Source organism: Sphingobacterium sp. IITKGP-BTPF85 (genome assembly GCF_001006065.1).
GTDB classification, from domain to species: Bacteria; Bacteroidota; Bacteroidia; order Sphingobacteriales; family Sphingobacteriaceae; genus Sphingobacterium; species Sphingobacterium anhuiense.
In genome coordinates this window covers 1-19,944 of the sequence record NZ_ASZT02000059.1, presented here as the reverse complement: position 1 = coordinate 19,944, position 19,944 = coordinate 1, and the positions used below count along the sequence as shown (strand labels likewise).

17 protein-coding genes and 2 pseudogenes are annotated in these 19,944 nt (G+C 35.9%); 16 read left to right on the top strand and 3 right to left on the bottom strand.

Features of this window, described 5'->3' with window-relative positions; translation table 11 throughout:
- Window positions 1-2: 2 nt before the first annotated feature.
- The 6 genes from L950_RS12900 to L950_RS12875 all read left to right on the top strand — a co-directional run bounded on the left by L950_RS12900 (window position 3) and on the right by L950_RS12875 (window position 5,440).
- The gene (locus L950_RS12900) at window positions 3-338 is read left to right on the top strand and encodes an L-rhamnose mutarotase (RefSeq protein WP_021190393.1); all 336 of its coding nucleotides are present in this window, start codon (window positions 3-5) and stop codon (window positions 336-338) included.
- A 1-nt stretch (window position 339) separates the two neighbouring features.
- Complete coding sequence (locus tag L950_RS12895) at window positions 340-2,004, top strand: UxaA family hydrolase (protein ID WP_021190392.1); 1,665 nt, start codon at window positions 340-342, stop codon at window positions 2,002-2,004.
- A 132-nt stretch (window positions 2,005-2,136) separates the two neighbouring features.
- Window positions 2,137-2,901, top strand: a complete 765-nt coding sequence (locus L950_RS12890; RefSeq protein ID WP_021190391.1) for an SDR family NAD(P)-dependent oxidoreductase — start codon at window positions 2,137-2,139, stop codon at window positions 2,899-2,901.
- Window positions 2,902-2,948: 47 nt separating this feature from the next.
- Complete coding sequence (locus L950_RS12885; protein WP_021190390.1) at window positions 2,949-3,803, top strand: fumarylacetoacetate hydrolase family protein; 855 nt, start codon at window positions 2,949-2,951, stop codon at window positions 3,801-3,803.
- A 9-nt stretch (window positions 3,804-3,812) separates the two neighbouring features.
- The gene (locus tag L950_RS12880; protein ID WP_021190389.1) at window positions 3,813-4,640 is read left to right on the top strand and encodes an amidohydrolase family protein; all 828 of its coding nucleotides are present in this window, start codon (window positions 3,813-3,815) and stop codon (window positions 4,638-4,640) included.
- Between the two features lie 8 nt (window positions 4,641-4,648).
- The gene (locus tag L950_RS12875; protein ID WP_021190388.1) at window positions 4,649-5,440 is read left to right on the top strand and encodes an SDR family oxidoreductase; all 792 of its coding nucleotides are present in this window, start codon (window positions 4,649-4,651) and stop codon (window positions 5,438-5,440) included.
- 76 nt (window positions 5,441-5,516) lie between these two features.
- On the opposite strand, the pseudogene gap reads toward L950_RS12875, so the two are convergent.
- The 3 genes and pseudogenes from gap to pfkA form a co-directional block, all read right to left on the bottom strand.
- Window positions 5,517-6,514: pseudogene (gap, locus tag L950_RS12870) on the bottom strand (type I glyceraldehyde-3-phosphate dehydrogenase).
- A gap of 4 nt (window positions 6,515-6,518) precedes the next feature.
- Window positions 6,519-7,370 carry a hypothetical protein gene (locus L950_RS12865; protein WP_021190387.1) on the bottom strand — a complete coding sequence of 284 codons (852 nt, stop codon included), beginning with the start codon at window positions 7,368-7,370 and terminating at the stop codon, window positions 6,519-6,521.
- Window positions 7,371-7,391: 21 nt separating this feature from the next.
- Window positions 7,392-8,378 carry a 6-phosphofructokinase gene (gene pfkA, locus L950_RS12860; protein ID WP_021190386.1) on the bottom strand — a complete coding sequence of 329 codons (987 nt, stop codon included), beginning with the start codon at window positions 8,376-8,378 and terminating at the stop codon, window positions 7,392-7,394.
- 164 nt (window positions 8,379-8,542) lie between these two features.
- Here pfkA and L950_RS12855 point away from each other — a divergent pair, with 164 nt between their 5' ends.
- The 10 genes and pseudogenes from L950_RS12855 (at window position 8,543) to L950_RS12825 (ending at window position 19,825) form a co-directional block, all read left to right on the top strand.
- The gene (locus L950_RS12855) at window positions 8,543-9,214 is read left to right on the top strand and encodes an NUDIX hydrolase (protein WP_021190385.1); all 672 of its coding nucleotides are present in this window, start codon (window positions 8,543-8,545) and stop codon (window positions 9,212-9,214) included.
- 156 nt (window positions 9,215-9,370) lie between these two features.
- On the top strand, window positions 9,371-9,994 hold the full coding sequence (locus L950_RS26505; protein WP_021190384.1) for a TetR/AcrR family transcriptional regulator: 624 nt from the start codon (window positions 9,371-9,373) through the stop codon (window positions 9,992-9,994).
- An 8-nt stretch (window positions 9,995-10,002) separates the two neighbouring features.
- Window positions 10,003-10,149 carry a hypothetical protein gene (locus L950_RS30115; RefSeq protein WP_021190383.1) on the top strand — a complete coding sequence of 49 codons (147 nt, stop codon included), beginning with the start codon at window positions 10,003-10,005 and terminating at the stop codon, window positions 10,147-10,149.
- A gap of 17 nt (window positions 10,150-10,166) precedes the next feature.
- Window positions 10,167-11,351: a TolC family protein gene (locus L950_RS12845; RefSeq protein WP_231577242.1), complete on the top strand. Its 1,185-nt coding sequence runs from the start codon at window positions 10,167-10,169 to the stop codon at window positions 11,349-11,351.
- Window positions 11,352-11,361: 10 nt separating this feature from the next.
- Entirely contained in the window at window positions 11,362-11,604 is a 243-nt protein-coding gene (locus L950_RS33165; protein ID WP_231577235.1) for a hypothetical protein, read from the top strand.
- A complete protein-coding gene (locus L950_RS12840; protein ID WP_231577241.1) occupies window positions 11,535-12,419 on the top strand; it encodes an efflux RND transporter periplasmic adaptor subunit in 885 nt (294 codons plus the stop codon). Before L950_RS33165 ends, L950_RS12840 begins: the two co-directional genes overlap by 70 nt.
- 15 nt (window positions 12,420-12,434) lie before the next feature.
- Entirely contained in the window at window positions 12,435-13,946 is a 1,512-nt protein-coding gene (locus tag L950_RS35415) for an efflux RND transporter permease subunit (RefSeq protein ID WP_262507082.1), read from the top strand.
- Window positions 13,947-13,972: 26 nt separating this feature from the next.
- Complete coding sequence (locus L950_RS35410; protein WP_262507081.1) at window positions 13,973-15,610, top strand: efflux RND transporter permease subunit; 1,638 nt, start codon at window positions 13,973-13,975, stop codon at window positions 15,608-15,610.
- Between the two features lie 183 nt (window positions 15,611-15,793).
- Window positions 15,794-17,634, top strand: a pseudogene (gene glmS / locus L950_RS12830) (glutamine--fructose-6-phosphate transaminase (isomerizing)).
- 4 nt (window positions 17,635-17,638) lie between these two features.
- Window positions 17,639-19,825, top strand: coding sequence for a DUF4954 family protein (locus L950_RS12825; RefSeq protein WP_031288507.1), 2,187 nt, complete (start codon window positions 17,639-17,641; stop codon window positions 19,823-19,825).
- Window positions 19,826-19,944 lie beyond the last annotated feature (119 nt).

The following is a 19,944-nucleotide window of genomic DNA, read 5'->3' as shown; positions in this document are numbered from 1 at the left end:
AAATGACTCAATATACTTTTGCCTTAGATCTGGTTAATGATCCCAAATTAATTGCTGAATATGAAAAATATCATAGGAGCGTCAGTTCGGAAATTCAACAATCAATTTTAGATTCCGGTGTAACTAAAATGCAAATTTTTAGATTTGAAAATCGCTTGTTTATGATCATGGAAGTGGATGACACTTTTACATTTGAAAGAAAAGCAAATATGGATGCTACCAATCCTAAAGTTCAGGAATGGGAACAGCTGATGTGGAAGTACCAGAGTGCTATTCCGGGAGCTAAAGAAAATGAGAAGTGGGTTTTAATGAAACAGATATTTGATTTGAAGAAATAAAATGATAAAGGATAAAAAAACATATTTGCAGATTCATCCAGAGGATAATGTATTAGTGGCTTTGCAAGATTTGCCTAAAGGAACGTTAATTGAATGGAAAAATAGCAGTTTTCATTTATTGCAAGATGTAGCTGCCAAACATAAGTTTACCATCTCTCCTTTAAGTCAGGATGCTGAGGTTTATATGTATGGTGTGTTGGTTGGAAAGGTTAACTGTGCATTAGAAACTGGCGCCTTGATTTCTACAGAAAATCTACGTCATGCCGCCGATGATTTTAAGCTAAGTAAAAGAAGAACGGACTGGATAAAACCTGATGTTTCATCTTTTTTAGCAAAAACCTTCAATGGCTTTCATCGATCTAATGGATCGGTCGGTACTGCTAATTACTGGTTAGTAATCCCATTGGTTTTTTGTGAAAATAGAAATGTCCTGACTTTAAAGACAGCTTTTGAAGAGAAGTTGGGGTATAAAGTAAGGGCGAATGATTATACCACTGAAGTGGATGAATTGATCCGTTTATATCAATCAGGTGCAGATATTAATCAGATCATTGCTCAGGATTTAAGTTCTTCGGCAACGCGAGCTAGCGACCATCGCTTATTTGAAAATGTCGATGGAATCAAGTTTTTAAATCATGAAATGGGCTGTGGCGGTACACGTATGGATTCGGATGCACTTTGTGGTTTGCTTGCAGGCTATATTACACATCCAAATGTAGCAGGTGCAACCATCTTAAGTTTAGGTTGTCAACATGCTCAAGCCTCAATATTACAAGCGGAGATCGCGAAAAGGGATTCGAAGTTTGATAAACCTTTGTATATTTTTGAACAACAAAAAGAAGGTACGGAGAAGGAATTAATGCAAAAGGCTGTGAAGGCAACATTTGCAGGAATGATGGAAGCAAATAAATGTATACGTCAACCCGCTACCTTGGATAAATTATGTATAGGTCTTGAATGTGGCGGATCCGATGGGTTTTCTGGTATCTCTGCAAATCCTGCTCTCGGATATCTTTCTGATATTTTAGTAACGTTAGGTGGATCTGTTATTTTAGCTGAATTTCCAGAGTTATGCGGGGTAGAACAAGAGTTAAGTGACCGATGTGTAGATGAAGAGACTGCGGATAAATTTATGGAGTTAATGCGTGTTTATAATGCGAAAGCTGAGGCTGATGGTTCTGGTTTTTATATGAATCCTTCTCCTGGCAATATTCGTGATGGTCTGATCACCGATGCAATAAAGTCTGCTGGAGCTGCCAAGAAAGGCGGTACATCGCCTGTAACTGCAGTAATTGATTATCCAGAGTTAGCCAATAAGCCAGGTCTTAATCTGCTATGTACACCAGGAAATGATGTTGAAAGTACTACCGCAGAAGTTGCTGCAGGAGCAAACATTGTTTTGTTTACCACTGGTCTAGGAACACCAACGGGTAATCCAATAACTCCAGTGATTAAACTGTCTACAAATACAAAGACATTTGAGAAAATGCCAGATATCATCGATATTAACTGTGGTACTATTATCGAGGGTGAGGAATCAATTCAAGAAGCGGCACATCGTATATTAGATTATGTGATTGAAGTGGCTAGCGGAGCAGTGGTGCCGAAAGCGGTACTTCTGGGACAGGATGACTTTATTCCTTGGAGAAGAGGCGTATCTTTATAATCATAATTTTGTGTCAAGATTATCAGTAAAGCTTGGTAGACACGTTCTTTTTGTTAATAAATTTTAATAATCATTGGGTAGCTGTTCATGAAGTACCATGGATCAGATATTAATAATAAATAATATAATAACATGTCAAAATTGCAAAATAAAGTAGCTGTTATCACAGGTGGTGGAAGTGGAATAGGTCGTGCAATAAGTTTGCTTTTTGCCGCAGAAGGAGCAACTGTTCATATTCTGGATCTAAATATTGAAGGGGGGCAAAGTGTCGTTTCTGAAATAACTAATCAAGGAGGACGGGGATTTGTCCATGCATGTAATGTAAGTCTTCAGGATGAGGTGTTATCAATTGTAAATACTATCGGTAAAATTGATATTTTAGTTAACAATGCAGGTATCGCTCATGTTGGAAATCTAGAAAATTGTAAAACTGAAGATTTTGAAAGAGTATTTAATGTAAATGTTAAAGGTGCTTATAATGCGCTTTATGCAGTTGTTCCAAAAATGAAGGAAAATGGTGGCGGGGCAATTCTTAATCTAGCGTCCATTGCAGCTTGGGTCGGAATTACAGATCGATTCGCATATTCAATGAGTAAAGGTGCCATTTTTGCAATGTCACTATCGGTTGCTCGTGATTACATGGCTGATGGAATTAGATGTAATAGTATTTCACCTGCAAGAGTACACACACCATTTGTGGATGGTTTCATTGCCAAAAACTACCCAGGACAAGAAGCAGAAGTCTTTGAGAAATTGTCAAAGAGTCAACCAATTGGACGTATGGCACAACCTGAAGAAATTGCTAAATTGGCTTTGTTTTTATGTAGTGATGATGCCGGTTTTATCACTGGAAATGATTATCCCATTGATGGAGGTTTTATAAAACTAAATAATTAAATTAAGGATCTTTTGAGATCACTTTATATAATATTAATATTGAAAATATGAAATTAATACGTTTTGGAGCAGCGGGAAAAGAACAAATTGGTGTTCAGATAGATGGTGTAAATTATGATGTATCTGCATTTGGAGGTGATTATAATGAGTCTTTTTTTGAGAATGACGGTTTAGAGGCTTTAGAAGAGTTTGTTAAAGCAAATAATGGTAAATTAATTCCTGTACCAGATACTGAAAGAATTGGTGCACCATTTGCAAGACCTTCTAAAATAGTTTGTATTGGTCTTAATTACAAAGATCATGCAGAAGAAACAGGTGCTACAATTCCTGCAGAACCTATTATTTTTATGAAATCTACTACTTCTTTAGTAGGTCCATACGATCAGGTAATGATACCTCGCGATTCTGTTAAAACTGACTGGGAGGTGGAGTTCGGAATTGTTATTGGTAAAACCGCATCTTATGTGGAAGAAGCTACTGCATTGGATTATGTAGCGGGATATGTGTTGCATAATGATGTTTCTGAACGTGAATATCAATTAGAACGTGGTGGAACATGGGATAAAGGTAAAGGTTGTAATACGTTCGCTCCTATGGGACCCTTTTTGTCAACTAAAGATGAAATCAAAGATATTAATGACGTCAATATCTGGTTGAAGGTAAATGGTAAAATGTATCAAAATGGAAGTACTAAAAATTTAATCTTTTCAGTACCTTTTATTGTGAGTTATGTGTCTCAATTTATGACATTGTTGCCGGGCGACGTAATTTCTACTGGTACACCAGCAGGTGTTGGATTAGGATTTAATCCTCCAATTTATTTAAAACCTGGCGATGTGATTGAATTGGGTGCCGATGGTCTAGGTGAGTCCCGTCAAGAGGTAATTGCTTATTCAAAATAATTAATTCTTATGCGTATAGATGCTCATCAACATTTCTGGCAGTACGATCCCAGACGACATAATTGGATTACTAGTGAAATGAAGGTTTTACAACAAGACTTTATTCCGCTAGATCTGCAGTTTATACTGGAAAAGAATGATTTTGATGGCTGTATTGCTGTTCAAGCAGATCAGTCTGATGAAGAAACAAAGTATTTGGTGCAATTGGCAAAAGAATATTCTTTTGTAAAAGGAGTCGTTGGTTGGGTCGATTTACGAGCTTCGAATATTGATGAACAGTTGCATCAGTATAGAGATGAAGCTATTATTAAAGGATTTAGACATATTGTAGAAGGGGAGGAAGATCCCGATTTCTTACAGCGAGATTCATTTTTAAAAGGGATAGAATCTCTAACGAAACATCATTATACATACGATCTTCTGATTCGTCCTCGTCATTATGCTGGTGCTATAACATGCGTGCAATCAAATCCAAACCAAACATTTATTTTGGATCATATTGCTAAACCCCCAATTAAATCACGCGAGTTTGAAGAATGGGCATTATTTATTGAAGAATTAGCAGCTTTTTCAAATGTTAGTTGCAAAGTTTCTGGTCTTGCTACTGAGGCAGACTGGAAAAGTTGGCGACTGGATGATTTTACACAGTATTTAGGACATGTATTTGATTCATTTGGTAAAGATCGAATTATGTTTGGATCCGATTGGCCGGTATGTTTATTAGCAGCATCTTATGAAGAAAGTGTTACCATTGTGGAATCGAAATTGGAAGCATTTACTACTGCTGAGAAAGAGGCGTTCTGGGGATTGAATGCATTAAAAACCTATAATTTATAAGGTAGAATATGAATTTGAATTTGAAAGATAAAGTTATAATTGTCACAGGAGGTGCAAAAGGCATTGGTAAGGCAATTGTTTTAGGTTTGGCAAAAGAGGGTGCTATTCCGGTAATTGTTGGACGTAGACAGGTTGATAATGATCTTGTTAAGCAAGAAGTAGAAGCTCTTGGCGGGCAGGCTTTTGCTGTGCAGGCAGAACTGTCTGATCCGAAAGATTGTGAGACTGCAGTTGCGACAACAATTACTCATTTTGGGCGTATAGATGGCTTAGTGAATAACGCAGGAGTGAATGACGGAGTAGGTTTAGCCTCTGGTAATTATGAAAATTTTTTAGCTTCTTTACATAAAAATCTAATTCATTATTATTTAATGGCGCATCATGCATTAGATGCTTTGATCGCATCACAAGGTAGTATTGTAAATATTACTTCAAAGACGGCAGAGACAGGGCAAGGCAATACATCAGCTTATGCAGCCTCTAATGGCGGTAGAAATGCGCTAACGAGAGAGTGGGCTGTGGAACTGCTTCCACACCGAATCCGCGTGAATGCAATTGTCGTCGCAGAATGTGCTACGCCACAATATGATACCTGGATACAAACTTTAGATAATCCTGTAGAAACTTTAAAGAAAATCACAGATCGTATTCCACTAGAACATAGAATGACTACTTCAGAGGAAATTGCTAATACAGCATTATTTCTTTTGTCCGACAAATCTAGTCATACAACAGGGCAGTTGATTCATGTTGATGGTGGTTATGTTCATCTTGATCGCTCGATCATTGCCGAGCAATAACCATAGGAAGTTATTGAGGAAATAAAAAGGGCTTTTAATATTTATTAAAAGCCCTTTATTATTCAATGGATAAGGATTAACCTAATTTACCAATTTCTTGAACTAAATCAACGATCTTGTTAGAGTAACCCCACTCGTTGTCATACCAAGAGATAACTTTAACGAAGTTTCATTTAATGAAATACCCGCTTTAGCATCAAAGATAGATGTGCGCGCATCACCTACGAAATCAGTTGAAACAACTTCGTCTTCTGTGTAACCTAAAATACCTTTTAAGTCACCTTCAGAAGCCTCCTTCATAGCCGCTTTGATTTCTTCGTAAGTAGCAGATTTTGCTAAACGTACTGTTAAATCAACAACAGAAACGTCTGCTGTAGGAACGCGTAAAGACATACCTGTTAATTTACCTTTTAATTCAGGTAAAACTAAACCAACAGCTTTAGCTGCACCAGTAGAAGAAGGGATGATGTTTTGATAAGCACCACGTCCACCTCTCCAGTCTTTCACTGAAGGTCCATCAACTGTTTTTTGAGTTGCAGTAACAGCGTGTACAGTTGTCATTAAACCTTCAACGATACCAAATTTGTCGTTTAATACTTTAGCAACAGGTGCTAAACAATTTGTTGTACATGAAGCGTTAGAAACGATATGTTGATCAGCTTTTAAGTCTTTATGATTAACACCCATAACGAAAGTAGGAGTATCATCTTTAGCAGGTGCTGACATTACTACTTTTTTCGCACCAGCATCAATGTGTTTCTGTGCTAATTCTTGTGTCAAGAAGAAACCTGTAGATTCAATAATAACTTCTGCACCAACTTCATTCCATTTTAAGTTTGCAGGATCTTTTTCTGCTGTAACACGAATTGTTTTTCCGTTAACCACTAAGTTTCCGTTAACAACCTCTACTGTTCCATCGAATTTACCATGTGTTGAATCATATTTCAACATATACGCCATATAATCTGGCTCCACCAAGTCATTGATACCAACAACTTCAACATCTGGACGATTTACCGCAGCTCTGAATGCTAAACGACCAATACGGCCAAATCCGTTAATTCCAATTTTCATATTATTAATTTTTATTGATATAATATTTTATAAGATTATGAATAGGTTCCTTTATAATTGTCCCTATTGATATATTAAATTCTTCCGTTGCCACCTCTTTTAGCAAATTTTCAAAATTAGCGGCTACGGAACCTGTAAAGTGAATGTCATTATCAGGATGTTCCTTGTACAATGGTTTAATGAAAGTTTTAAGAAACAAACGAAATCCATTTTTTACAATCTGAATAATGAATGGATGATTTTTGTTTTCCAATACAAATTCGGAGAATGAATTGAGAAAAATAGTTGGTTGAGGGGAATTATAAACCTTTTCCAAGATTATTTTTCGATCAATAGCATATTTATTTAATAGTTTATCCTGCAGATCCTGCGGAAGTGTATCTGTTAAATAATGTTTTAACAACATTCTTGATGTCCAATTCGTAGATCCTTCATCGGCTAAAATATAACCGAGGCCATAATTATTTGGGATAACTTTTTTTCCCGTATAAAATGCCGCATTTGAACCACTTCCGATAATGCCAATAATGCCTTTTTCATCGCCAAAAGAAGAAATTGCAGAGGCGATAACATCATGTTCCACCTTTACTTTCGCGTTAATAAAGAATTTTTCAAATACAGTTTTGATTTTGTTCTTGCGTTCCGGAGAAGATGAGCCAGCACCAAAAAAATAAATCCGTTTGATCTTTTCAGCATTATTGATCAAATTGGTATTTTTATTTAAAAGTTGTGCAATATATCGCTCGTCTTGCAAATAAGGGTTAATTCCACTTGTACGAAAGCCCGTGATCACACGACCTTTATCGGCTAATCTCCAATCTGCAAATTTTGAACCACTGTAGACCACTGCAATCATCTGAATTCTCTATTTTTTATTTTAAATAGCCAATACTTGAACAAGTTCTAACATATCAGAACTTAATTTGTATTCTTTATTATTAATAGCCTCCTCTAGTGGAGTCGTAACAACTTCATTCCCTCTAACACCAACAGTCATACGATTGTTTCCTTTTAGTAATTCTTTTACGGCAGCAAAACCTAAACGGCTCGCAAGTACCCGATCAAAGCTTGATGGAGAACCACCGCGTTGTAAGTGCCCTAAGATACTAACTTTTGTGTCATAATAATCAAATTTTTCTTTCACTTTTTTGGCTACATTATAGGCACCTCCGTTTTGATCACCTTCTGCGACAATAACAATTGAAGATGATTTTTTTCCACGGCCATCTGCAGCTGATAAGTGAGCAATTAATTCATCTATCGCTGTTTCCTTTTCTGGCAACAAAATTGCTTCTGCACCACCAGCTATGCCAGCATTCAAGGCAATACAGCCAGAGTCTCTTCCCATAACTTCAATGAAAAATAAACGCTCATGGGATGCAGCTGTATCTCTAATTTTATCTATTGCTTCGATAACTGTATTAGTTGCCGTATCATAACCTAATGTGAAATCAGATCCGTATAAATCGTTATCGATTGTACCAGGGATACAAATAACTGGAATATCATATTCTTTTGAGAAAAAGTCTGCACCTGTAAAAGTTCCATCTCCACCTATAGCAACCAAAGCATCAATACCGGCCGCTTTTACATTTTCGTAAGCTTTTGCTCTTCCTTCTTTTGTTTTAAATTCGAGACATCTCGCTGTTTTAAGAATAGTTCCGCCTAATTGGATAATATTACTAACCGAACGTGATGTCATTTCTGTAAAGTTACCGTCCAACATACCTTGATATCCTTGGTATATACCGGTAACACTTAATTTTTCGTATAATGCTGTACGGACAACCGCTCGAATGCAAGCATTCATGCCTGGAGCGTCTCCGCCTGATGTAAAAACTCCGATTCTTTTAATATTCACCACTGTCAAAAATTTTAGGTTGTACGAATATAGTGTATTTTTTACACTATTGAAATTATTTTTTATTTTTTTGTTTCGATAAAAATTAAGGTAAAGTTATTAACTTTATAGCATAAGCTACATATTCAACTCATTGGTTTAAGTAAAGATAATAAATTAGAAAAGTTTTGTATACTACATTTACAGTCGATTGTGTCATTTTCGGTTTTTATGAGGGGGAACTACATGTTCTACTAACGGAGAGAAATGAATATCCTTTTAAGGATTGGTGGGCGTTGCCTGGTTTTTTTGTTAATAATGATGAAGAAATGGAGGATGCTGTTAAGCGGATATTATATGAAAATACAGGTCTTAAGGATGTGTTTTTGGATCAATTGTATGCCTTTGCAGGTTTAAAAAGACATCCTCAGGGAAGGATCTTGACAGTTGCTTACTATGCTTTACTACAATTGGACAAGACAAAAATTAAGTTAAAGCCAGTTACTTCTTATATGCGACAGGCCAAATGGTTCCCTTTAAATAAAGTGCCAGATTTGGCTTTTGATCATAGTACAATTTTAAAACAAAGTGTTGAAAAATTGAGACGTCGTATCGCTAATACACCCATCGCTTTTGAACTGTTGCCAGACAAATTTACGTTGACACAGTTACAAATGGTCTATGAAAGTATTTTGGGAAGAGAATTGGATAAAAGAAATTTTAGAAAAAAAATGATTAACTACGGTTTTCTTAAAGAATTGGACGAAGTTCAAAAAGGAGTAGCTTATCGTGCGGCAAGGCTTTACAAGTTGGATAAACGCAAGTTTTTAAAGCAATTTCAAAACAGTATAACTTTTTAACAGTTATAAGTTTAAAATAAAAAAAGTGCATATCGTATAGTATGCACTTTTTTTATTTTAAAAATTGACGATCTGTTGACAATTAAATTGTGAGTGTTTTTCACTTTTTGTATATTTGACCAAAGTTTACATAAAGTCAAAAGTTTAGAATTAAGTATGTCAACAAACAATGATAATAAGAAAGAGTTCATTATTGCCGCAGCTATTAGAAGATTTGCGCACTATGGCTTTTCTAAAACAACCATGAATGAGATTGCAGAAGATGTTAAAATTACCAAGGCAAACCTTTATTACTATTATCCTGATAAAACAACATTAGTGCATGATGTGATCTTATCTGTCACAGATGATTTCAGGAAGCAAGAACAAGAACTAATTAAGAAGTCTAAATCTTCCGTCATTAATCTTCTTTTAGATTTGTTGGATTTAAAATCAGCATTTATAGAGCGTCATTATATGTTGCATATGAATGAAAACATGGAATGGATAAAAGGTGCGCCATTGCAAACATTGATGCGTCAAATACATGAAAAGGAAGTTATCGAAGTTGCAAAATTATTTCAAAATGGAGTAGATAATAAAGAACTTGCTATAGAGGATGTACATAAAACAAGTGAAATGTACGTTTACCTAATGAAAAGTATCGGATTAGTAGGAATATTATGTGATGTGTTTACCGGAATTCCAACGCAATGTAATGTGGGCGATGTTTTACAGAAGCAAAAAGATGCAACAATGTTAATATACAATGGTTTAAAGTTTAATACGGTTTCGAATTAATTATAAAAATGAAAAAGATAAAAATAGTAGGAGTGCTATTAGCCGCTTTGTTTTCAGTGAATTTCGCGCATGCGCAGGAAATATTAACATTGAACCAAGCTCTTAAGTATGCGCTGGAAAACAAAGCAGAGGCAAAAAATCAACACTTGATTTAGAGAACGCCCAGTATAAAATTGACGAAGTCCGAGGGGGAGCTCTTCCGCAGATTAGTGGTGCAGGTACATTGACATATAACCCAATGTTACAGAAGGTGGCACTACCTGGAGAAATTATTGGAAAACCCGGTGAAACAGTAATGGTCGCAATGGGGCAAAAGTGGCAATCAAATGCTTCCCTGCAGGTTAATCAGCAGCTATTTAACCAATCATTATTTACGGGTTTAAAAGCCGCAAAAACTACAAAAGAGTTCTATATCATTAATAAAAGCTTGTCTGATGAGCAATTAATTGAAAAGGTCGCAAATGCGTATTATGATGTTTTTCAGACACAGTTACAACTAGAGACCGTTGATAATAATTTAAATAGCACAACTAAAACAAGAGATGTGATCGCGGGTTTGGTACAGGCGGGTTTGGGAAAGAAAATTGATTTGGACCGTACAAGTGTAGCTGTCAATAATTTAAAAGCAAACCGTCAAATTTTGATTAATGCATTGGAATTGAAAGAAAATGCGTTGAAATTTGCTATTGGTATGCCTATGCAACAGGAAGTTAAACTTCCCAATGAGACTTTTGAAATAAACTTATCAACAGCTGATTTAGCAGCGGCAGAATTAGCATCAAGAACTGAAGTTAGATTGCTGGAAAAGCAAAACCAACTATTGGAGTTGAATAGAAATGCTATGAAAGCTGAACTTTACCCTAAACTTTCTTTTTCTGGTAATTTAGGATATTTAGGAATGGGACCAACTTTCCCAATTTTCGCAAAAAATGAAGGAGTTAAATGGTCGGGTTTTTCTGGTTTAGGCTTAAATCTCTCAGTTCCTATTTTTACTGGAGGAACAACAAAAGCCAAAATTAACCAAGCTACTATTCAGTTGAAACAAGCGCAGGTTGATTTGGAAGATACTAAATTGGCTCTGAGTTTATCCAATGAAAATGCCAAATCGCAGATTACAAATAGTCTATTGACAATTAATAGTAATCGCGAAAATGTACAATTAGCGAAAGAAGTTTTGGATAACACGCAGAATAATTATAAAAATGGATTAGCAACGCTCACAGATTTATTAGATGCTGAAAATGCTTATGCAGATGCACAAAACAATTTAAGTACATCATTATTAAATTACAAAGTAGCTGAGGTTCAATTGATTAAGGCTAAAGGGGAATTAAATACATTATTAAATAGCAAATAGTAACCGATATATGAAAAAGATATTTATAACAGGAATCATAGTTATTGCTGCATTAGCAGGTATTATGTATGTGTTGAAAAAAAATAAAAAGGAGAATGAAGCTCAAACAGCTGTAGTAGCGCAAAAAAATGCAGCAGTTGCTGTTCGTATTGCTGAGGCAGGCATTAAGGATGTCAATACAGTATACGTAACAAATGGAACTTCCTTCCTAAACAAGAAGTTAAACTTTCTTCAGAAGTTGCTGGACGTGTAGCTCGTGTACTTGTAGATGAAGGTGATTATGTAAAAGTAGGACAGACATTAGCCATTATTGTTGGAGATAAGCAAAATGTAAGTGTAAACAATGCGCAGGCGGTTTACGATAATGCGAAAAATGAGGTAGCTCGATTTGAAAGTGCATTTGCAACAGGTGGTGTTACGAAACAGCAATTAGATCAGATGAAATTGCAATTGGAAAATGCAAAAAACAATTTACGCTCATCACAGATCACGGCCTCAGATGTTAACGTAAAAGCTTCATTTGCTGGTATTGTCAATAAGAGAAGTATTGAGCCGGGTTCATATGTAAGCCCAGGAAATGAAATGTTTGAAATCGTCAATGTGTCTTCATTAAAATTGAAGGTAAACGTAGACGAGAAAAATATAGGATTTGTCAAATTAGGTCAAAACATCAAGGTTCAGTCAGCAGTGTTAGCTAATAAAACCTTCCAAGGTAAAGTCACATTTATTGCGCCCAAAGCAGATGGAAGTCTAAATTTCCCTGTTGAATTGGAAATAAGTAATAATGCTGCTAATGATTTAAAGGCAGGAATGTACGGAACAGCTTATTTTGGTGATGATCAGACTGCTCAAGCATTAGTTGTTCCTAGAGATGCTTTTGTCGGTAGTGTAAGCTCGAATCAGGTATTTGTTGTTAAAGACGGAAAAGCGGTATTAACTAAAGTAACTGCTGGTCGTGTGTTTGGAGATCAGGTTGAAATCATTTCAGGTATTGAAAGTGGTGCACAAGTCATTACGACAGGACAGATCAATTTATTGGATGGTACTGCTGTAGAAATCATTAAATAATTAACGTAAGTTTAAATGAAAATTTCTGAAATATCTATAAAACGACCGAGTATCATCATTGTCATATTTTTATTATTGACATTAGGTGGTATCGGATCTTATTTGAATTTAGGCTACGAATTAGTTCCTAAATTTGATGTGAATGTTATAACTGTACAGACCGTCTATCCCGGAGCTGCTCCTTCGGAAGTAGAAACATCTGTTTCTAAAGTAATAGAAGATGCCGTTTCATCTTTAGAGAACGTAAAGAAGATTGAAACAAAATCTATGGAAAGTGTTTCGGTCGTCATGATTACGTTAAATACAGGTGCCGATGTCAACTTTCTTTTGACTGATGCACAACGTAAAATCAATGCTGTGATCAATGATTTACCGGAAGATGCCGAAACCCCATCGTTAAGTAAATTTTCACTCGATGATGTGGCGATAATGAACCTTTCAGTAACGTCAAGCTTATCTGAAAAAGAATTATACGACTTATTAGATCAAAAGATTCAACCTGTTTTTGCCCGGATATTAGGTGTTGCAAAAGTAGATTTGACCGGTGGTGAAGAACGCGAAATCCAAGTAAGTGCTAATCCTGAAAAATTAGAAGGATATGGCCTTACGATCAGTGATGTGCAAAAAATAATTGCATCTTCTAACTTAGATTTTCCAACAGGTAGCATTAAGTCGAGAGACAATCAGACAACAATCCGCCTATCGGGTAAATTTACTTCATTGGACCAAATGCGTAATCTTCCGATCACTACGCCTTCTGGTGTATCAATTCGTTTAAGTGATGTTGCAGATGTTCAGGATGGTATCAAGGATATTGAAAAGATATCTCGTATTGACCAAAAAAACACCATTTTAATGCAGGTTTTCAAGCAGTCAGATGCCAATGCGGTTGCTGTATCGAAACTTGTTAAAAAGACAATCGAGGTTGTAGAAAAAGATTACAAGGAACAAAAAATCAAAATTGATGTCGCGAGTGATTCGACTGAATACACCATTAATGCCGCAAGTAACGTAATGCACGATTTAATGATCGCTGTTGCTTTGGTAGGTTTTATCATGTTGTTTTTCTTGCATAGTTTACGTGATGCCTTTATCGCTGTTGTAGCTATTCCTTTGTCATTGATTGCAACTTTTATCGGGCTTTATGTAATGGGGTATACGCTTAACTTAATGTCTTTATTAGGTCTTTCCCTAGTGGTTGGTATTTTGGTGGATGATGCGATCGTTGTTATTGAGAATATTCACAGGCACATGCAAATGGGTAAAAGCAAGATTCGTGCAGCGTATGATGGTGCTGCAGAAATTGGTTTTACCGTAACTGCCATTACGTTAGTAATTGTCGTTGTATTCTTACCGATTGCTTTATCATCAGGTTTAGTATCTGACATCTTGCGTCAATTTTGTGTAACGGTTATTTTTGCAACATTAATCTCTTTACTTGTTTCATTTACCGTAGTACCTTGGTTGTATTCACGTTTTGGAAAATTGTCACACATTAGCAATGCGACTTTTTTGGTAGAATTTTAGAAAAATTTGAAGCAGGATTACAGAAATTGACACATTGGATTTCTGGCATTTTAGAATGGGCATTACGTAATCGCTGGAATAAGGTAATTACACTGGTCGTTACGATCGTGATGTTTGCCGCATCCATTAGTTTATTGGTGATGGGTTATATTGGTACAGATTTCTTTCCTGGTAATGATAAAGGAGAATTCTATTTACAGCTAGAACTTAATAAAGATGCTTCGATTGAACAAACCAACTTTATGACACAAAAAGCTGAATCATTTTTAGCGGCTAAACCAGAGATCGAAAGAGTGATCACAACTGTGGGACAGGCGTCTGATGGTATGATGGCTGGTACTTCAGGAACGAAGTATAAATCTGAAATGCAGATTTATTTGAAAGATGGTCAAAACAAATTAGTTCCAACAAAGGTGTATGCAGCGAAGTTGAAACGAGAGATGGAAGAGCATTTAGTTGGAGCTAAAGTGAAAACGGTTTCAATTGGTATTATGGGTGCAGAGCAGGCTCCATTAAATTTAACTGTAATTGCATCATCGCAAAAAGATGCCTTAGAATTTGCCGATAAGGCTGCCGCATTATTGCGTAATATTTCAGGGGCAACGGAAGTAAAATTGACATCAGAAGATGGTAATCCGGAGATCAATGTGCAATTAGATCGTGACAAGATGAATGCTCTGGGATTAAATGTCGCTTCTGTAGGTATGACGATGCAGACAGCATTCTCTGGTAATACTGATACAAAATACCGTGCTGGTGATACAGAATATGATATCAACATTCGTTATGATCAATCTGGGAGAACGAGTATGGATAATGTGAAAAACTTAAAATTCATTAATGCGAAGGGCGAGTCGATTTCCTTAGAACAATTTGCAGATATCGAATATGGATCTGGGCCAACTTTATTGGAGAGACGTGATAAGTCACCATCTGTTTCAGTACAAGCGCAAGTTGTCGGTAAACCTGCTGGTACGATAGCGACTGAATGGGAAACTGAATTTAAGAAACTTGAACTTAAACCAGGTGTATCGTTCAAGTGGGGTGGTAATATGGAGAATCAGCAAGAAGGTTTCGGTACATTAGGTATTGCATTATTAGCTTCTATTATTTTAGTATATTTTGTGATGGTAGCCTTGTACGATAGTTTTGCAACGCCATTTATTGTATTGTTTTCAATCCCATTATCTTTCATTGGTGCATTTTTGTTATTAGCATTGACGAACCAGACTTTAAATATCTTTACTATTTTAGGTATTATTATGTTGATTGGTTTAGTTGCGAAAAATGCCATTATGTTGGTTGACTTTGCAAATCATAAGAAAGACGCCGGTTTTAGTACATATGAATCATTAATTGCGGCAAACCATGCACGTTTACGTCCTATTTTAATGACAACTATCGCAATGGTTATTGGTATGGTTCCGATTGCAATGGCGCAAGGTGACGGTGCTGACATGAACCGTGGTATTGCAATTGTGATTATTGGAGGTTTATTGTCATCGTTGTTTCTTACGCTGATAATCGTACCAGTTGTTTACTCTCTTTTCGATGGCATTCAAAGAAGATTGGGTAATCATGAAAAGGTAGATTACGAAGCAGAAATGGTTGCAGACTATGTTCCAAGTGATGATTATGTGGATGAAATGTCCAGCAAGCACTAAATATTTTTCATAAGTTTATTTAAAAGAAGAAAGCCTTGCAAAACTGCAAGGCTTTCTTCTTTTGTTACTGTTCGTATTTAATTTATGTTAAATTTTGATAAAATTATTTCAAACAATCGATTGCATTAAAAAAAATGCTAATTTTGATTCAATTGTTTAAATTAATAACGTTAATAATAAATTATGTGTGGAATAGTTGGTTACACGGGTCCGCGTCAGGCATTTTCTATCGTGCTTGATGGACTTAAGAGATTAGAATATCGTGGATATGATAGTGCTGGTATAGCATTAGTTCAAGAAAACAAGCTCAATGTTTTTAAAAAAGCAGGTAAAGTAGCAAATTTGGAAACTGCCGTTTCTGGCCATGATGTTAGTTCACATACCGCTATTGGACATACCAGATGGGCTACACACGGTGAGCCTTCCGACAGAAATGCTCATCCACATTATACACCTGATGGTCAAATTGCCATGATTCATAATGGTATTATTGAAAATTATCAAACTATAAAAAATGAATTAATCAGTAAAGGGTATGAGTTTAAAAGCGATACAGATACCGAAGTTTTACTCTATTTTATTTCTGAAATTAAGAAAAATAATGCCTGTAGTTTAGAGGAAGCAGTACGTATTGCTTTAAAACGGGTTGTTGGTGCTTATGTTATTTTATTGATAGAACCGGAACATCCTGAAACCATCATTGCGGCACGTAAAGGAAGTCCATTGGTGATCGGTATTGGTAAAGGAGAGCATTTTCTTGGTTCCGATGCATCTCCAATGTTAGCATATACCAATGAGGTTGTGTATATCAATGATTACGAATTGGCCATTGTTAAACCTGATGAATTAATATTAAAAAATATAGGAAATGAGCGTGTTACACCTTATGTTCAAAAGTTAGATCTGGAATTGGCTGCGATTGAAAAAGGAGGCTATGATCACTTTATGCTCAAAGAAATTATAGAACAGCCGCAAGCTATTTTTGATTCAATGCGTGGACGTTTGGATTTAGATAAACTGACCATTACATTGAGCGGTATTGAGCAATACGCAGAGCAGATTTGTAAAGCAAATCGAATAGTTATCGTCTCATGTGGTACAAGTTGCATGCCGGACTAGTAGCTGAGTATTTAATTGAAGAGCTTTGCCGTATCAATGTTGAAGTGGAGTATGCTTCAGAATTTCGTTATCGAAACCCTATTGTCAATGAAGGAGATGTTATTTTGGCGATATCACAGAGCGGTGAAACAGCTGATACATTGGTTGCCTTAGAAAATGCGAAAAGCAAAGGCGCAATTATATTGGGAGTTGTGAATGTTGTAGGATCATCTATTGCAAGATTATCACATGCTGGTGCGTATACGCACGCTGGTCCAGAGATTGGAGTGGCAAGTACAAAGGCATTCACTGCGCAGTTAACAGTTCTTGAATTAATAGCAATTAAAATAGCGCATATCAAAAAAACAATTGACGAGCAGCAATATGCACATCTTTTAAAAGAACTGAGTGCAGTTCCAGATAAAGTACAAACGATTTTAGATACGCAGCTTCCAAAAATCAGAGAAATAGCTCGTAAATATAAGGACGCAAGAGATTTTCTATATTTAGGTAGAGGATATAATTTCCCTATTGCATTAGAAGGAGCCTTAAAACTAAAGGAAATTACGTATATCCATGCAGAAGGGTATCCGGCAGCAGAGATGAAGCACGGACCTATTGCATTAGTAGATGAAAATCTTCCAGTAGTATTTGTGGCTACCAAGGACCGCTATCATGAAAAAATTGTGAGTAATATTCAGGAAGTGAAGGCCAGAAAAGGTCGTATTATAGCGGTTATTACTGAGGGAGATGAAGTATCAAAAGGGTTGGCGGAAGATTATATCGAAATTCCGGATGCTGATGAAATTGTAGCACCTATTTTATCCGTTATTCCATTGCAATTATTATCATATTATATGGGCGTTGAACGTAATCAAGATGTTGACAAACCTCGTAATCTAGCCAAATCTGTGACTGTTGAATAAAAATATGAGTCAAATAAAAAAAGGTAGCATCACTCGATTAGGTTTTGATTTTATTCCACAGGTATTTATACCAAAAGGGAAAGATGAAAATCATCATCGTTTTGAACAAAATCCACGTTCAGATTATAGGAATTTGACAGTAGAAGAAATCGTCATTCTTATCGAAAATGGTAATAGGGCAGATAATTGGGAGAATATCTTGGTAAGTGAATCATTTATCCCTTATCAAATTAGACAGAGTAATTTCTTTGGGTTGGTTCGAATTGGTCATATGGCACCAACCTATTTAGAATATCGTAATCTTAAACTGGAATCAGGTATTTATAATAGCACTATTGTAAGTTCTGATTTGGGTGATTACGTGGCTATACACCATGTCCGTTATATGTCTCATTTCATTATTGGTAACGATGTTATATTAAGTAACATCAGCGAAATGGAGACGAGTAGTACTGCTAAATTTGGAAATGGAGTTTTACGAGAAGGGGAGGCTGAAGATCTACGGATAGCATTGGAGCTATGTAACGAAAATGGGGTACGCTCTATTCTTCCTTTTGATGGGATGCAAGCAGCGGATGCTTATTTGTGGACACGAAATAGGCAAGATACTGTTTTGCAGCATAGATTCAAGGAGCTGACTGAAAAGAGATTTTCCACAGTACGAGGCACCTATAGTATGATTGGCGATCGCTGTATCATTAAAAATTCGCAGAATATAAAAAATGTGCAAATTGGTTCAGATGCATATATTAAAGGAATCAATAAACTGAAAAATCTTACCATTAATTCTTCGCCCGAAGCATTTACACAAATCGGTGAGGGTTGTGAATTGGTCAATGGAATTGTCGGATATGGATGCCGTATATTCTACGGAGTTAAAGCCGTAAGGTTTATTTTGTCGTCTTTTTCACAATTGAAATATGGCGCTCGTCTTATAAATTCTTTTTTAGGAGATAACTCAACTATTTCGTGTTGCGAAGTTCTAAATTCTTTAATCTTTCCTGCACATGAGCAGCATCATAACAATTCTTTCTTATGCGCGGCAACGATCATGGGGCAGAGTAATATGGCTGCAGGTGCGACAGTTGGTTCGAATCATAATTCTAGAGCTGCAGATGGTGAAATTATTGCAGGAAGGGGTTTCTGGCCAGGTCTATGTGTTAGTTTAAAGCATAATTCAAGATTTGCATCTTATACACTTCTAGTTAAGGGTGATTTTCCATATGAAATGGATATTCCGATTCCATTTTCTTTGGTCAACAATGATGTTAAAAACGATAAATTAATGATCATACCTGGTTATTGGTTTATGTATAATATGTATGCGCTTGTTCGTAATGCAAATAAGTACGCAAGTAGAGATAAACGTTTATTGAAAAATCAATATTTAGAGTATGATATGCTTGCTCCAGATACGATCAATGAGCTTTTCAATTCCTTGCGCATTATTGAATTGGAAGTTGGTTCACAGATGAATGAAGAGAGCAATTCACTCACCAAAGAAGAAATTATTCGAGCTGGTAGAGCAAAATTGACTGGACCGCTAGATCAGATACCTACATCAGTTCTTGTAAAAGGATTTGAACATTCGAAAAGGAAAGTGGAATTGGTCAAAATTGGCACTGCTTATCCACTTTTTAAGCGTTTTATCAAATACTACGGAACCATTCATATGATTGACTTTTTAGAAACTCATAGCTTTGAAGAGTTGAAAAATGAGATGACAAATAGTCAACGCCTAGAGTGGGAAAATATCGGTGGGCAATTGATAGAAAAAAATGCTATTGATCAATTGCTTCGTGAAATTAAATCAGGCAAGATTGATGATTGGGAAGATATCCATAAATATTATCATGAATTGAGTCGATCTTACTTAGAAACAAAAAGAGCGCATGCATTTGCATCGTTACTCGAAATTACAGACGTAACATCTGAATCTATATCGATTGAAATTGTGCAAGCTTGGCTGAAAGAAGCGATCTCGCATCGAACATGGATGGTTGATGAAATTTACGCAAGTAGGGCGAAAGATTACGAGAATCCTTTTCGAAATATGGTATACAACAGTGAAGAAGAACGTGATTTGGTTGTTGGCAAATTATCTGAGAATAGTTTTATTTTGCAGCAACGTGACGAGCTCAATGGCTTTGTAAAATGTGCCCATAAATTAATTTCAAAACTGTCGAATTAGACGATAATATAAAAACAAAAAATAAATCTTTCAAAATAGAACAATAGATGGTTGATAAATATTTTATGTAGTTATATTATTCATATTTTCAGGAAACAATTTAAGTTTAAAACGATATT

Coding starts and splice junctions, on each gene's coding strand:
- L950_RS12900 (WP_021190393.1), top strand. CDS start 3: ATGACTCAATATACTTTTGCCTTAGATCTGGTTAATGATCCCAAATTA.
- L950_RS35415 (WP_262507082.1), top strand. CDS start 12,435: ATGAAAATTTCTGAAATATCTATAAAACGACCGAGTATCATCATTGTC.
- L950_RS33165 (WP_231577235.1), top strand. CDS start 11,362: ATGAAAAAGATATTTATAACAGGAATCATAGTTATTGCTGCATTAGCA.
- L950_RS12875 (WP_021190388.1), top strand. CDS start 4,649: ATGAATTTGAATTTGAAAGATAAAGTTATAATTGTCACAGGAGGTGCA.
- L950_RS12825 (WP_031288507.1), top strand. CDS start 17,639: ATGAGTCAAATAAAAAAAGGTAGCATCACTCGATTAGGTTTTGATTTT.
- L950_RS12895 (WP_021190392.1), top strand. CDS start 340: ATGATAAAGGATAAAAAAACATATTTGCAGATTCATCCAGAGGATAAT.
- L950_RS12880 (WP_021190389.1), top strand. CDS start 3,813: ATGCGTATAGATGCTCATCAACATTTCTGGCAGTACGATCCCAGACGA.
- L950_RS30115 (WP_021190383.1), top strand. CDS start 10,003: ATGAAAAAGATAAAAATAGTAGGAGTGCTATTAGCCGCTTTGTTTTCA.
- L950_RS12890 (WP_021190391.1), top strand. CDS start 2,137: ATGTCAAAATTGCAAAATAAAGTAGCTGTTATCACAGGTGGTGGAAGT.
- L950_RS12865 (WP_021190387.1), bottom strand. CDS start 7,370: ATGATTGCAGTGGTCTACAGTGGTTCAAAATTTGCAGATTGGAGATTA.
- L950_RS26505 (WP_021190384.1), top strand. CDS start 9,371: ATGTCAACAAACAATGATAATAAGAAAGAGTTCATTATTGCCGCAGCT.
- L950_RS12885 (WP_021190390.1), top strand. CDS start 2,949: ATGAAATTAATACGTTTTGGAGCAGCGGGAAAAGAACAAATTGGTGTT.